The following is a 14,689-nucleotide window of genomic DNA, read 5'->3' as shown; positions in this document are numbered from 1 at the left end:
TTTCATAATTTTGTTATCTACGATTCATAGAAAGAAGGTTCATGTGAGACAATTAAAACCGTTCCTTTGTATTGTTGTAACGCTTCCTGTAAAGCCATCTTAGTTTCTACATCCAAATGATTAGTCCGTTCGTCTAAAATTAAAACATCAGCTTTTTCTATTTTTTCATATAAGGAGCTAACACACTTAAAATCTCTTCTTTATCCTTTTTTAATTCGAGTGATGTTAACATATCCATCGTTCTCGGCCTAGGTAATTTCACTTGTACCTCGCCAACTATTGACGCTGGTCTTTGAGATAAAATAAATACGCGATCTGAAAGCAAGATTGCCTCATCTAAGTCATGTGTCACCATAACGATTGTTTGCTTTTCTTGATGCCAAGAGTTTAAAAGCCAGCTATGTACTTCCATTTTTGTAAATGCATCTAATTTACCAAAAGGCTCATCAAGCAGCATAATTGGCTTTTCACATAAATATGTGCGCAGAAAACTAATTCTTTGACGCATACCACCAGATAATTCATCTGGATAATGGTCTGCATATTCATCTAGTTCGAACTGCTTTAATGCTTCCATTCCTTCTGTCAGCCTTTGTTTTTTCGGCTTTCCTTCAATTTCTAACGGAAGAACGATATTTTGCAAAGCTGATCGCCACGGTAGTAATAAATCTTGTTGTGGCATATAACTAACAACATCTTGCTCTTGTACTTGCTTATCGTTATACGTTACGTTCCCTCTTGTTGGTTTTTCAACATTTGCAATCATGTTTAATAATGTGCTTTTCCCGCAACCACTCGGTCCTACAAAGGAAACAAATTCTCCCTCTTGTATAGAGGCACTAATATTCTCTAATACATTCTTTCCGTCGAAAGATTTCACTATATTTTTTATTTTTAATCCGCTCATTTTTCACTTGGAAGGAATTCATTTGTAAAAGCATCTTTTACATCGATTTTCTTTTTAATAACTTTGTTGTCATATAAGAAATTCATGTAATTCGTCCAAATTTCTTCCTTCTGTACTCCCCATGCTTTAGCATCATCTTGATACTTCGTACTTAACCATTTTTGGCTTTCTTGAACTAAATCTTTATTTACATCTGGAACAGCTTTAATTAAAATATCAGCAGCTTCTTTCGGTTCCTTAATTGCAAAATTATAACCTTCTGTCGTTGCACTCATAAACTTTTTCACAAAGTCTTTATCTTGCTTCGTATGTTTTTCACTCGTAATAATAACAGGACTATAGAAATCAAGCGCTGGATCTAAGTCCTTCACCATAATCGTATTTAACTCTTTTCCTTGGCGCTTCGCTTCAATACCATCCCAACCGTAATAAATCCATTCGAAATCTGCATCACGACCGATTGATTTAAAGAAATCTGTTTGTCCTAAGATGATTTTTTCAACTTTATTAAAATCAGCTTGATGTTTATCCATAATCGTCTTTAATGTCGCTTCTTCTGCTGGTCCTCCCCAGCCGCCGTAACGTTTACCTTCAAAATCTTTCGGTGACGTCATATTATCTTTCTTAAGCGATGCAAACGCTGAAGTGTTATGCTGAATAATCGCTCCTACAGATACAACAGGAATTCCTTCCACACGAGCTAACGTTACATTTTCTTGTGCGCTTATTGCGAAGTCTGCTTTTCCTGATGCTATCATTTGCTCTGCTGTTACATTGTCACCTGGTTGAATAATTTCTACATCTAATCCTTGCTTTTTGTAATAATCTTTCGTTTGCGCTACATACAAGCCAGTATGATTCGTATTTGGAAACCAATCTAATACCACTTTTACTTTTTGATCTTTACTTGCACTTTCTTCTTTCTTCGCCGGATTACATCCAGCCACACCTACCGCTACTAAGGCAGCTAACATAACTTTCAAACCTTTTTTCATTTTCTGCCGTCCTTTCTATATATCCATGGTGCTGTTATTCTTGCCATAAACTCTACGATAAAATACAGGCATAATGTCACCATAACGATGATTGCTGCAACACCAAATACTCGGGCAGTCAAAAAGGACTTTGTAGCCCTCGTAAGCATAACGCCTAATCCTTCACTTGCACCGAGCCATTCTCCGATAATTGCCCCCATTACGCTATATGTAACTGCAATTTTTAAACCTGAGAAAAAGTATGGAAGCACTGCTGGAAATTTTACTTTCTGGTAAACTTGCCATTTTGTCGCCTTCATTGTTTGTAACAGTTTCAGCATGTTTTTATCTACTGTTTGAAAACCTTCTAAAATACTAAGCGCAATTGGGAAGAAACAAACAAGTATTACGACCATTACTTTCGGCAACATCCCATATCCAAACCAAATAATAAATAGCGGTGCAAGTACAACAATTGGAATTGTTTGCGAAATAACGAGCAATGGATTTATTAAAATACGAAATAACGGTATAACGTCCATAATAATTGCGATGCTCGTCCCCAATAAAATTGCAAAGAATAGTCCAATTATAACTTCCTGCAGTGTTTGCATCGTATTTGGTAATAGTAAATCTTTCATCCCAATTAATTCTTGAACAATGGCAGAAGGCTTTGGTAAAATCCACGGTTCGATTTTAAATAATGAAACAGATCCTTCCCATATCGCAATGAGAAGGATAAGCCAAATAGTTGTAATAAGTTTAGATTGCTTCTGGTTTTGCATATTCATCACGGTACTTCCAAACCTTTTCATCTATCGTTACACCAGTGCTTGGACGATAATGGATTTTAATAGAAGTAATCACTTCTTCTGCTCCAGCATCGACGCAAGCTTGTTGCGCACGTTTAACGACATCAAGAAGTACATCTAATTCTCCTTCCAAAGTTGTTTCCATTGCCCCTACTTCATAACGAACTCCCGATTGTTGCACAACTTCAATTGCTTTATCGACAACAGAATATACATCTTTCGTTTTTGCTTGTGGTACTACTGAAAATGACATTGTAACTTGTTGTGACATAATAAAATCCCCCTTATAAAAATAAATTTCAAAAATAAGAAAAGGCTTTCCTACTGCGTAGGAAAGCCTTGTATGCAAGTTATTACAGAATAACATATGCTACATCACTTTAAGTAACTCCCTACGCTGGCATTATCCAGATCAGGTTGAGGGTCGATGTTTACTTACATCCTCTCAGCCAATTGGCTCCCCGGTCCTTAATTCGTTTTCATTGTAGCATGATTTATTTTATTGAACAAACAAAAGCATGCATAATCATTTCATTATTTTTGGAAAATAACCAACTTTTTCACCATGAGCTAATAACTGCTGAATAAATTCTTTATTAATTGCTGGTACTATCAATTCTTTTTTCTTAATCCATTTATTCGTTCTACGCGTACCCATTACAATTTCAGATTGCTGCGCTCCATCTCCTGCAACTTGAGAAGCAATTAACTCTGCTATTACTTCATTTCCCTTCGCTAATGCAAGTCCGGTATTTACATATTCTGAAAGTGGAACCATTTCAAGATTGTATCCACACTCTCCAATTAGCTGTATAAATTGTTCAAACTCAATTTGATGTGGATGACAAATATGTAACGTCTCTCCTATAATTTGCGAATCTTGCAAATACGATACAATTGATTTACTAGCAAAATCAATTGGTGTGAAATCAACTTTCCACTTCACATTTGGTGCTTTCCCAATTAATAGCATTGTTTTAATAAGACGATAAAATGCGTTTCCTTCAATATTTTGTTGGAACGAACCTGTTTCTGAATGACATGCTAAATTACCTGCACGATAAATATTTCCACGCAAACCATTTTTCATTGCTTCACGAACAATGTTTTCCGCTTGTAGTTTACTATTTGAATATACATTCTCTAAGTCTACACTGTAATTAAAATCACCAGTTTTCATGTATGTATCCCATTGATCTACCGCTAATTCTAACGGGATACCAATTGTAGAAATAAAATGGAATGTAGCACCTTTCTCCGCTAATGTTAGCATACGGCTAGTTCCTTGGACATTTATATTTTCAAATTGTTTTACATCTCCAAAATGTCTTACATCTGCACCGCAATGAATTATCGTATCCATCTTAGAACTGATGAACATAAATTCTTCTTCGCTCATCCCAAGATACTCTTCTCCCAGATCACCAGCTACGGCCTGTATACGCTGTAACCATTCTTCACATACATCATTAAAGTAGCCTGTTAATGTATCTATAATTCTTTGCTGCACATCTTTAGTTGGTCTTACTAAACAATAAATAGTAGCAGATGTATCTCTCAACAATTCATATAATATGTGTGATCCTAAATAACCAGTAGCTCCTGTTAAAAAGACATTTGAAATCTGGTTTTCTTCCAAAACGTTTGCATACGTGATAGTATCTGGTTCGTGAATCACTTTATATTCACGAAATACTTCTTCTTTCTCTACTTTTACTTCTCGCTCAATTCGAGCTAATCCATATATCGTTCTTTCTTTAAAGAAATCTTGAATTGTTAAATGTGAGAAATCTTCTTTTAACAATGTTAAGACTCGTAATACTTTTAATGAATGTCCACCAATTGTAAAGAAATCATCATGCACTCCAACTTTTGAAATTCCTAATACTTCCGCCCAGGCGTTCGCTATTTGTTTTTCTGCTTTATTAGAAGGTGCAACATATTCTTGTAGACGAACCGGTTCATACTTTTCTTCTAACTGAGCTAACTTCTTAACATCAATCTTTTTATTAGGTGTAAGTGGTAATTCATTAATATAAATTAGTTTAGATGGCACCATATAATCTGGTAATTGCTCTTGTAACTGATAAACTAATTCTGGTATTTCTTTTTTATTTAAAGTTGTATAGAACGCGATTAAATATTGGCTACCTTCCTTACTCTTCTTAGCAAAAACAGCATTTTCTTTTATATTATGATTTTGAGAAATTTTACTTTGGATTTCGCCTAGTTCAATACGATGTCCTCTAATTTTTACTTGATCATCTTTCCGATGTAAAAACTCTATATTTCCATCCTCTAGCAACTTAACGATATCACCTGTTTTATATATATTAACTATAGGATTAAACGGGTTCGGAATAAAAGCTTCAATTGTTTTATTAGGCTTATTAAAATACCCTTTTGCTAATCCCACTGAATCTATATATAATTCACCAGGTACACCAATTGGACAAAGATTCATATTCTCATCCAAAATCATAACTTGATAATTAGCACATGGTTTACCAATGGGAATACTCGCAACATCCTCATTTAACTGACTAGGTATTTTATAGGTTGTCGTCACTACAGTACATTCTGTCGGTCCGTATACATTATGAATTTCAACATTTGTACCTATTCTTTCTCTCCACAATTTAATAACCTCTACAGGCAACATTTCACCGCCAATCGCAATTCTTTTTAGGGAAGCTAGCTTATATATATCTTCTTCTGCTAAATAAGTTGCTACTTGTCGAACAAAAATTGTTGCTAATGCCAAGATCGAAGTTGCTTTCACTTTATAGATTGCATTTGCAAATGCTTCTACAGACAATCGCTCTTCCTCTAATAGTACATATAAGTTTCCTCCACAGAATAAAGAAGCAAATGACTCCCATACAGAAGCATCGAAACTAAAGGAAGGAAATTGGGCAAATACATCCTCTTCTGTCAATTCATATTGCTTTTTCATCCAAGTATACAGATTAACAACGCCTCTATGTGCTAACATCGTTCCCTTTGGATTCCCTGTTGAACCAGATGTATAAATCATATAAGCTACATCATCACAATGAATAGACAACTTTACATCTGTATCTTCATAAGTTTCACTATCATACATTGAAACTGTTTGAACCCCATCACATGTTATAGGCGTCTCTTTCATCAATATAACTTTCGCTTGGCTATCTTGAATAATGTACTGTATTCTACTTTCCGGATAATCTGGATCAATCGGAACATACGCTGCACCAGCTTTTAATATAGCTACCATACTTACTACTGTGTCTATGCTACGTTTCATAAATATTCCAACATAGTCTCCTAATTGGACGCCGTTTTTAATTAACATATGAGCTATTTGATTACTTTTTTTATTTAGCTCCTCATAAGTTAAAGTACCTTCCCTTGAAGATAAAGCTATACGATTTGGAAATTGAGTAACAGTATTATAGAACATATCGACGATACTTTTCTCAGGATATACTGCTGTCGTATCATTCACTTGACTATAAAGTGCCATCTCGGCCTCTGTAATAATATTAAAATCATTTATATGATTATTCTTATTTTGTGATTTATTAATTAAAACACCTTGTATTTGTTGTGCATAACGAGTAATTGTTGTCTCTTTCCAATTAACACTATTAAATATTATTTCTACACTTTGCATATTTTTACTAAATACAAATTGTAATGTATTCGTGTCTTGTAGCTCATAATATGTTTCGCCAATAATAATAGGTGACATTTCATATAATGTATTACCGTTTTGAAACTCTTCTATTTCTTCCTCATTCATTTCTTTAATTTGCTCCAGTTGCTCTTCAATCTGTAAATTCAAACTTTCATAGGAGAGAAAATTAGAAACTTCAATAATAATCGGAAATAAACTTCCTCTTACATGATAAAGCACGACAATATGTTTTTCTTTAGAAATATGATATAACCACGTTGCAGTCGCTCCTATTAAATCTACAATGTGAGTCAAATTTGGAAACAGTTCCGTTTTCCTTTTTACCCCAAGTTCTGTTCCTTGCACATCTTTAGGTATTTTAATACTCCCTTCTACTTTTCCTAAAAATTCTTTTACCATCTTATTATAAGAAATTGCTAATTTCATATTTATGTAAATTCCTCTCTTAAATATAATAAAGGTGTGAAAATTCACACCTTTTTCATCCCTTATTAACGGGCAGATTCGTTCAATTCTAATCAAGGGGGGATCCCCCTTGATTAGAATTGAACTTTCTCCTTATTCGCTTTTAAACTCACCAATAAGCTCTTGTAATTCCTGAGAAAGCCAACTTAAAGAAGTCGCTAATTCTGCAATATCTTGTACTGATATTTCTTGCTCTTTCATGCTTTCTTCAACATTACTACTGCTGTTGGCATAAGTGTTTGCAATATGTGATAATTCATTTACGACTTGAACGATATTCTGGCTATTTTGTAAAATGTCACTCGAATTACCCGAAACAGCTTTTACTTGATCTGTAACAGATTGCGCTGATTTGGAGATTTTTTCAAAGAAATTCCCACTACTTTGAACAAGTGAAATTCCAGTTTCTACTTCTTTTGAACCTTTTTGCATTGAAACTACAGCATCTTCTGTCTCAGCTTGTGTTTCACCAATTAATTTCGCTATATCTTTAGCAGACGCTTCCGTTTGTTCTGCTAATTTTCGTACTTCATCAGCAACAACTGCAAACCCTCTCCCCGCTGCTCCAGCACGTGAAGCCTCAATAGAAGCATTTAAAGCTAATAAATTTGTTTGATTTGAAATACCTGTAATTACAGTTACGATATCACTAATTTCTTTTGACCTTGTTTCTAACGAATAAATGATGGAAGATAAATCTTGTACTGCATTTTGAATTAAACTCATTTGATTAATAATTTGTCCAATCACTTCATTACCTTCAATTGAATGTTGCTCCATACCTTCAGAAGCAACCGCAACTTGTTTCGCAGCCCCAGTTATCTCTTCTACCTTATCTTCCATTCCATGTACAATCCCTAAACATTGTTGTACTGAAGTTTTTTGAGACTGTGCCCCCACTCTTAAACCTTCAATAGAACTTGCAATCTCTTGAACTGCCATGCTGTTTTCCTCTGTACTCGCCGACAATTCTTGTGAAGAAGAAGAAACTTGCTCAGCAGTTTGCCTTACTTTATCTATAATCCCTTTAAACTTTTCAATCGTGTTATTGAAATAAACATTAATAATTCCAATATCATCTGGTCTTTCTTTTAATTTAATACTCAAGTCACCTTCACCAATTTTACGTAACCCTTCTCGTAAATCTTTTAATGGCGCTAACGAGTGACGCACGATAAAGAATTGAGTAATAGTCGCAATCGCTAATGAAATAATGATAAAGAGTAAGCCCTGTATCATAAACTTCTCTTTTGTAATAGGAACAATGGAAGCATCTAAGTCAGCCGCAATAATTGCAACAATATTATTTTCTCCATCTGTAATTGGTTCTAATATTGTCACCCACGAACCTATTTCATCTTCATATACTTCTGTCATTTGGGCCTTTTTCGTATCAATGACTTTATCGTATGCCTTCATCCAATGAGCGGGTTGTTCATAATAATCTCCCGGCTTTATAGGGAACGCTTTTGTTAACTCTGTAGTCAAACCAACGAGTTGTAATTCTCGCTTTTCATTCGGCTTTGCTCCTGTAACATACGTTTGTCCAACGCTTTTCAATTCTTTTGATACTTCATCTAATTTCTCTGTTAACTTTTCTTTTTTCACTTTTTCGGCTGTAGGATCTTTCGCCATGTCTCTAACTAATTCTACATCCAGTTTTTTCAATACTATTTCTCCTGTTTCAATAGACTGCCTTTCAAATAAAGACATCATACTATTTTGAAACATATTGAAACTTAATGCACCCATACTTCCAACAAGTGTCAAAATAACTAATACGGTTAATAAGACGTTCTTTTGAAGGAACGATAACTTATGCCAATATTTTTTCATTAATATCCACCTTCCTTAATCAACACAAACAAAAAAACAAAATATATGGATATTTTGTTTGAAAATGTTTCTCAATATGTTCGAGAATAAAAAAAAGCCAATGTAAAAGCATTGGCCAAGACCAACCCTATCCGTCCGGTAACTGGCTAGCGTAGCCTTTCGACCTTAGCTCCTGTAGTTTTGCGTCCTCATGTTTCCATCAGTTTGCCTTTCTCGCTGAACGAGTTGAACGATATGGGAGTTCTATGAGAATTAATTTATTCTCTTTCAAAGATTACAACATATAAATCAAAATGTCTACTTATTTAGAGATATAAATACAAATTTTTAACGCATTGCTTTTTCGAAATAATTTCAAAAAGTACGTGAATGTTACTTTTTTTGTGTTATATAATAAAAAATGTATAAATAACAAGGATTTCTTCGGGTATTTATTTAATTTTCATTCAAATTAAACTATTCGAATATATCTTAACTAATGAATTTCGGAGGTAGTTTATCATGTTTTGGCTACAATTTCTTACCTTGTTACTCTGTATTTTTATTGGTGCACGCCTAGGCGGAGTTGGTTTAGGAGTAATGGGTGGAGTTGGTATGGCAATACTCGTTTTTGTCTTCCGCCTACAACCAACCGCGCCTCCTATCGATGTAATGCTTATGATTTTGGCAGTAATTACAGCTGCTGGTGCTTTGCAAGCTGCTGGAGGAATGGACTATCTTGTTCATCTAGCTGAAAAGGCATTACGAAAAAATCCAAAGCGTATTACTTTTTTTGCTCCAATTGTTACTTATTTATTCACACTATGTGCAGGTACTGGTCACGTTGCCTATTCTGTACTTCCTGTTATTGCAGAAGTCTCTCGTGAATCAGGGATTAGACCGGAACGCCCAATGTCGATTGCCGTAATCGCTTCTCAACAAGCAATTACAGCTAGTCCAATTTCAGCTGCCACAGTTGCTCTTTTAGCAATGTTAGCTGACTATAAAATCACTTTATTAGATATTTTAAAAGTGAGTATTCCTTCCACTTTCATTGCTTGTATGTTAGCAGCATTCGTTGCTAGTAAGATGGGAAAAGAATTAAATGAAGACCCTGAATACTTAAAACGATTAAAAGAAGGAATGATTCCTAAGCTTGAAGAGAAAAAAGAATTTGTAGGTGTAAAGGGCGCAAAATTATCAGTTATCCTTTTCCTTGTAGGAACCTTCCTTGTTGTACTTCTTGGTTCATTTGAAGCACTTCGTCCAGGATGGATAGTTGATGGGAAGTTAGCTCGTCTTTCCATGCCGAATACAATTGAGATGGTTATGTTAACTATCGCGGCTCTTATTATTATTTTCTGTAAACCAAATGTAGAAAGCATTGTGTCTGGTAACGTCTTTAAAGCGGGGGCAACAGCAGTTGTTGCTATTTTCGGTATCGCTTGGATGGGAGATACTTTCTTTAATGGAAACTTAAATATGATTCAAGGATCCATTCAGCATTTAGTAACAAGTGCACCTTGGCTATTTGCCATCGCACTATTCATTCTATCTATTTTACTGTACAGCCAAGCAGCAACTGTTCGTGCCTTAATGCCACTTGGACTATCTCTTGGCATTCCACCAGCGCTACTGATTGCTATGTTCCCTGCAGTAAATGGATATTTCTTCATTCCAAACTATGGAACAATCGTTGCTGCTATTAACTTTGACCGTACTGGTACAACAGGTATCGGTAAATACGTATTAAATCATAGTTTTATGATTCCTGGCCTAATTGCAACATTTACTTCTATCGGAATTGGAATGCTCTTAATTTCAATTATGTTTTAAAGAAAAAGCACAAACCTTTATTTAAAAAGGTTTGTGCTTTTTTAATCAAATGTTTGTTTAAATTTTGGGGCAGTCTATTTCTCCATGTAGCACTTAAAATACTACACGTCCTTCCCTACAAACTTCTCTTTACTTCTTCAGCTAATTTTCTCGTACTTTCATACGCAGATTCAGCTAAACTAATTGCTGAAATAACTGAAACACCGTCCGCACCCGCTTCTATAACTGCCGCTGTATTTTCAATTGTAATCCCACCAATACCAACGATTGGCACTGTAATTCCTTGTTCTCTAAAATAGGCTAATCCTTTCGTTCCTTGAACCGCTTTCGTATCTTTTTTCGTACTCGTTGGGAAAATAGGTCCAACGCCTAAATAATCTGCTCCATTTTCGATTGCAAAGCGTGCTTCTTCAATTGTATGAGCAGATACGCCGATAATTTTATCTCCCATTTTTTCACGAACAGATGTAATTCCTTCATCATCTTGTCCGACATGAACACCATCTGCATCTAATTCAATGGCTAATTCTACATCATCATTTACAATGAAAGGAACGCTATATTCCTTACAAAGCGTCTGCAATTCTTTTGCAAAGCGCACTCTATCTTCTCCGATTAAAGAACCTTCCCCCTTCTCGCGAAACTGAAAAATTGTCACTCCACCATCTAACGCCTCTTTCAATACAGCTAAAGGATCCCTCGTGCAGTTATTACTTCCCATAATAAAATACACTTGCAATAGCTTAGACATTTTATCTATTTCAATGCGTGCCATTTCTTTCACTCCCTCTTACTCTAACTCCTCAATCTTTCCATATTTCTCAATATCACTAGAAGTAGTATTCGCTAACTGATTTAAAAATTCAATTTGGAAACTACCAGGTCCTTTTTCTACCGTTTTAACCGCTGCTAGTTCCGCTGCTACTCCATAAAATGTTAATGCGGCTACTGCTGCTTTTACATAATCTTTTTCCACTGCTACAAATGCTCCTATTACAGAAGTTAGTAAACAACCTGTTCCCGTAACTTTCGTTAAAATAGGGTGACCGTTTCGAATAACAATAGTTCTCTCTCCATCTGTAACAACATCTTCTTTTCCAGTAATAACCGCAACTGTATTTAATTCGTCTGCTGCCTGCCTTGCAATACTTACAACATTGCCATTTCCAGTACCAGCGTCTACCCCTTTAATTTCCCATTTCTCATTAATAACGTTTGCTATTTCAGCCGCATTGCCGCGGATAATTGCTAAATCTATTTCGGCTGGAATATGTCTCGCAACTTCTGTTCGATACGAAGTTGCTCCTGCACCAACTGGATCAAATAGTACTGGCACATTGTTCACATTTGCTGATTTACCAGCAAGTAACATCGCTTCTACTTCCTCAGGACGAAGTGTTCCCATATTTAATACTAACGCTCCAGCAATGCTAGCCATTTCTGCTACTTCTTCTTTTGCATACGCCATTACAGGCGATGCCCCAAGTGCCAACAAACCGTTAGCAGTAAAATTTGTTACAACAACATTTGTAATATTATGAACGAGCGGATTAGATTCTCTCACCAAATCCACTACTTTACTAATTTCTTTCATATTCATCCTTTTCATCTCCTAACTATAATGATGGGAGATACACAAAAAGACACTTTGCGCGTACGCAAAGTGCCTGAATATGTGCTTTTACACTCTCCCTACGCTGGCATTATCCAACAGGTTCAAATGGTCAATGACGGACTAGTAGCCATACTCTCAGTTTGTATCCACAAACTCCCATGTGTTTCTTATTCATCTACTTCAAAGTCTACTCTTATTCTAGTAAAATAACAAGTTCTTTACTTTTTCTATTTAATATAGAAGCAACTGATAAAGTGAAACTTTAATTAGTTGGGATTTTGTTCCCTCCATTAAAAACCGATCAAATATGGAGCGAAACTGAATCTCAAGAAGATGTATGCTATAGTTAACGTATGGAAATTTGAAAGGATGTTTTTAATATGTCAAAAAGCGTTGTAATCGCTGAAAAACCTTCCGTTGCACGAGATATTGCTCGTGTACTGAAGTGTGATAAAAAAGGAAACGGCTATCTTGAGGGTAATAAATATATTGTAACTTGGGCTTTAGGTCATCTCGTTACATTAGCAGATCCAGAAAGTTATGATGTGAAATATAAAAAGTGGAATTTAGAAGATTTACCGATGCTACCTGAGCGTTTGAAATTAACGGTTATTAAACAAACTGGTAAACAATTTAATGCTGTAAAAAGTCAGCTACTTAGAAAAGATGTAAATGAAATTATTGTAGCAACAGACGCTGGACGTGAAGGGGAATTAGTCGCACGCTGGATTATCGATAAAGTTAAGCTAAATAAACCAATCAAACGTTTATGGATTTCTTCTGTAACCGATAAAGCAATTAAAGATGGTTTTGCAAATTTAAAACCAGGTAAAGCCTATGACAATTTATACGCTTCAGCAGTTGCACGTTCAGAAGCTGACTGGTATATCGGTCTTAATGCAACTCGCGCTTTAACAACTCGCTTTAATGCCCAGTTAAATTGCGGCCGTGTGCAAACTCCTACTGTTGCAATGATCGCTAGTCGTGAGGATGAAATAAAGAACTTCAAAGCACAAACTTACTACGGCATCGAAGCTCAAACAATGGAGAAACTCAAACTTACTTGGCAAGATACAAATGGCAATAGCCGTAGTTTTAATAAAGAAAAAATTGATGGTATTGTAAAAAGTTTAGATAAACAAAATGCTACCGTTGTGGAAATTGATAAGAAACAGAAGAAGTCATTCTCTCCTGGTCTTTATGATTTAACTGAATTGCAACGTGATGCAAATAAAAAGTTCGGTTACTCTGCTAAAGAAACATTAAATATTATGCAGAAATTGTATGAACAGCATAAAGTGCTAACGTACCCTCGTACAGATTCACGCTACATTTCATCTGATATCGTTGGAACACTTCCAGAACGTCTAAAAGCATGTGGTGTTGGAGAATACCGTCCCTTCGCACATAAAGTATTACAAAAGCCTATCAAACCTAACAAATCATTTGTTGATGATAGTAAAGTAAGCGATCATCATGCGATTATTCCAACAGAAGGATACGTTAACTTCTCAGCATTCACAGATAAAGAACGCAAAATTTATGATTTAGTTGTAAAACGTTTCTTAGCTGTTTTATTCCCAGCATTCGAATACGAGCAACTAACATTACGTACTAAAGTTGGTAGTGAAACGTTCATTGCACGCGGAAAAACGATTTTACATGCTGGTTGGAAGGAAGTATACGAAAATCGATTTGAAGACGATGATGTAACTGATGACGTAAAAGAGCAGCTTCTGCCTCACATTGAAAAGGGCGATACATTAACTGTAAAGTTACTTATGCAAACATCAGGCCAAACGAAAGCACCTGCACGCTTTAATGAAGCAACTTTACTTTCAGCAATGGAGAATCCTACAAAATATATGGATACGCAAAATAAACAACTTGCTGATACGTTAAAATCGACTGGTGGATTAGGTACTGTAGCGACACGTGCAGACATTATCGACAAGCTATTCAATTCATTCTTAATTGAAAAACGCGGTAAAGATATTCACATTACTTCAAAAGGTCGCCAGTTACTTGATTTAGTACCAGAAGAATTAAAATCTCCTACACTAACTGGTGAATGGGAACAAAAACTTGAGGCTATCGCAAAAGGTAAATTAAAAAAAGAAGTATTCATTTCTGAAATGAAGAACTATACGAAAGAAATTGTTTCTGAAATTAAATCGAGTGATAAAAAATATAAACATGACAACATTTCAACGAAGTCTTGTCCAGACTGCGGTAAACCAATGCTAGAAGTAAACGGCAAAAAGGGAAAAATGCTCGTATGCCAAGATCGTGAATGTGGTCATCGTAAAAATGTATCTCGTACAACAAACGCTCGCTGTCCGCAATGTAAGAAGAAACTAGAATTACGTGGTGAAGGCGCTGGCCAAATTTTCGCATGTAAATGTGGCTATCGCGAAAAACTTTCTACATTCCAAGAAAGACGTAAAAAAGAATCTGGAAACAAAGCTGATAAGCGCGACGTTCAAAAATATATGAAACAACAGAACAAAGAGGAAGAACCATTAAACAACCCATTTGCGGAAGCATTAAAAAAATTAAAATTTGATTAAACAAAAAGGTTCC

Annotated in this window: 10 protein-coding genes and 3 riboswitches; of the genes, 2 read left to right on the top strand and 8 right to left on the bottom strand. The window is 35.4% G+C overall.

Annotated elements, in window-relative coordinates; translation table 11 throughout:
* Positions 1–157: 157 nt before the first annotated feature.
* From NST90_RS02165 to NST90_RS02140, 6 genes are all read right to left on the bottom strand, one after another.
* A complete protein-coding gene (locus tag NST90_RS02165; protein ID WP_065224798.1) occupies positions 158–907 on the bottom strand; it encodes an ABC transporter ATP-binding protein in 750 nt (249 codons plus the stop codon).
* On the bottom strand, positions 904–1,902 hold the full coding sequence (locus NST90_RS02160; RefSeq protein WP_000715573.1) for an ABC transporter substrate-binding protein: 999 nt from the start codon (positions 1,900–1,902) through the stop codon (positions 904–906). The genes NST90_RS02165 and NST90_RS02160 overlap by 4 nt, the downstream gene beginning before the upstream one ends.
* Positions 1,899–2,672 (bottom strand): ABC transporter permease, encoded by a 774-nt coding sequence (locus NST90_RS02155; protein ID WP_001057166.1) that lies wholly within the window; start codon positions 2,670–2,672, stop codon positions 1,899–1,901. The genes NST90_RS02160 and NST90_RS02155 overlap by 4 nt, the downstream gene beginning before the upstream one ends.
* Positions 2,644–2,964, bottom strand: a complete 321-nt coding sequence (locus NST90_RS02150; RefSeq protein ID WP_000082906.1) for an MTH1187 family thiamine-binding protein — start codon at positions 2,962–2,964, stop codon at positions 2,644–2,646. The genes NST90_RS02155 and NST90_RS02150 overlap by 29 nt, the downstream gene beginning before the upstream one ends.
* 101 nt (positions 2,965–3,065) lie before the next feature.
* A riboswitch (TPP riboswitch) is annotated at positions 3,066–3,167 on the bottom strand.
* Positions 3,168–3,219: 52 nt separating this feature from the next.
* Positions 3,220–6,801 (bottom strand): non-ribosomal peptide synthetase, encoded by a 3,582-nt coding sequence (locus tag NST90_RS02145; protein WP_283748314.1) that lies wholly within the window; start codon positions 6,799–6,801, stop codon positions 3,220–3,222.
* A gap of 132 nt (positions 6,802–6,933) precedes the next feature.
* Positions 6,934–8,676 (bottom strand): methyl-accepting chemotaxis protein, encoded by a 1,743-nt coding sequence (locus NST90_RS02140; RefSeq protein ID WP_000761077.1) that lies wholly within the window; start codon positions 8,674–8,676, stop codon positions 6,934–6,936.
* A 134-nt stretch (positions 8,677–8,810) separates the two neighbouring features.
* Positions 8,811–8,895: riboswitch (cyclic di-GMP riboswitch) on the bottom strand.
* A gap of 282 nt (positions 8,896–9,177) precedes the next feature.
* Between NST90_RS02140 and NST90_RS02135 the strand changes: the two genes are divergently transcribed.
* A complete protein-coding gene (locus NST90_RS02135; protein WP_283748306.1) occupies positions 9,178–10,491 on the top strand; it encodes an anaerobic C4-dicarboxylate transporter in 1,314 nt (437 codons plus the stop codon).
* Positions 10,492–10,606: 115 nt separating this feature from the next.
* Here the strand turns inward: NST90_RS02135 and thiE are convergent, their stop codons facing one another.
* Both thiE and thiM read right to left on the bottom strand, forming a co-directional pair.
* A complete protein-coding gene (thiE, locus tag NST90_RS02130; protein ID WP_000090960.1) occupies positions 10,607–11,266 on the bottom strand; it encodes a thiamine phosphate synthase in 660 nt (219 codons plus the stop codon).
* 15 nt (positions 11,267–11,281) lie between these two features.
* Positions 11,282–12,091, bottom strand: a complete 810-nt coding sequence (thiM, locus tag NST90_RS02125; RefSeq protein WP_046392323.1) for a hydroxyethylthiazole kinase — start codon at positions 12,089–12,091, stop codon at positions 11,282–11,284.
* A 72-nt stretch (positions 12,092–12,163) separates the two neighbouring features.
* Positions 12,164–12,276, bottom strand: a riboswitch (TPP riboswitch).
* Between the two features lie 210 nt (positions 12,277–12,486).
* Between thiM and topB the strand changes: the two genes are divergently transcribed.
* Complete coding sequence (topB, locus tag NST90_RS02120) at positions 12,487–14,676, top strand: DNA topoisomerase III (RefSeq protein ID WP_000047280.1); 2,190 nt, start codon at positions 12,487–12,489, stop codon at positions 14,674–14,676.
* Positions 14,677–14,689: the final 13 nt, after the last annotated feature.

The sequence above is a fragment of the Bacillus sp. FSL E2-8900 genome, from assembly GCF_037966225.1.
In the GTDB taxonomy this organism is placed as follows: Bacteria; Bacillota; Bacilli; order Bacillales; family Bacillaceae_G; genus Bacillus_A; species Bacillus_A cereus.
This window is presented reverse-complemented; position numbering and strand designations above follow the sequence as displayed.

Coding starts and splice junctions, on each gene's coding strand:
- NST90_RS02165 (WP_065224798.1), bottom strand. CDS start 907: ATGAGCGGATTAAAAATAAAAAATATAGTGAAATCTTTCGACGGAAAG.
- NST90_RS02160 (WP_000715573.1), bottom strand. CDS start 1,902: ATGAAAAAAGGTTTGAAAGTTATGTTAGCTGCCTTAGTAGCGGTAGGT.
- NST90_RS02155 (WP_001057166.1), bottom strand. CDS start 2,672: ATGAATATGCAAAACCAGAAGCAATCTAAACTTATTACAACTATTTGG.
- NST90_RS02150 (WP_000082906.1), bottom strand. CDS start 2,964: ATGTCACAACAAGTTACAATGTCATTTTCAGTAGTACCACAAGCAAAA.
- NST90_RS02145 (WP_283748314.1), bottom strand. CDS start 6,801: ATGAAATTAGCAATTTCTTATAATAAGATGGTAAAAGAATTTTTAGGA.
- NST90_RS02140 (WP_000761077.1), bottom strand. CDS start 8,676: ATGAAAAAATATTGGCATAAGTTATCGTTCCTTCAAAAGAACGTCTTA.
- NST90_RS02135 (WP_283748306.1), top strand. CDS start 9,178: ATGTTTTGGCTACAATTTCTTACCTTGTTACTCTGTATTTTTATTGGT.
- thiE (WP_000090960.1), bottom strand. CDS start 11,266: ATGGCACGCATTGAAATAGATAAAATGTCTAAGCTATTGCAAGTGTAT.
- thiM (WP_046392323.1), bottom strand. CDS start 12,091: ATGAATATGAAAGAAATTAGTAAAGTAGTGGATTTGGTGAGAGAATCT.
- topB (WP_000047280.1), top strand. CDS start 12,487: ATGTCAAAAAGCGTTGTAATCGCTGAAAAACCTTCCGTTGCACGAGAT.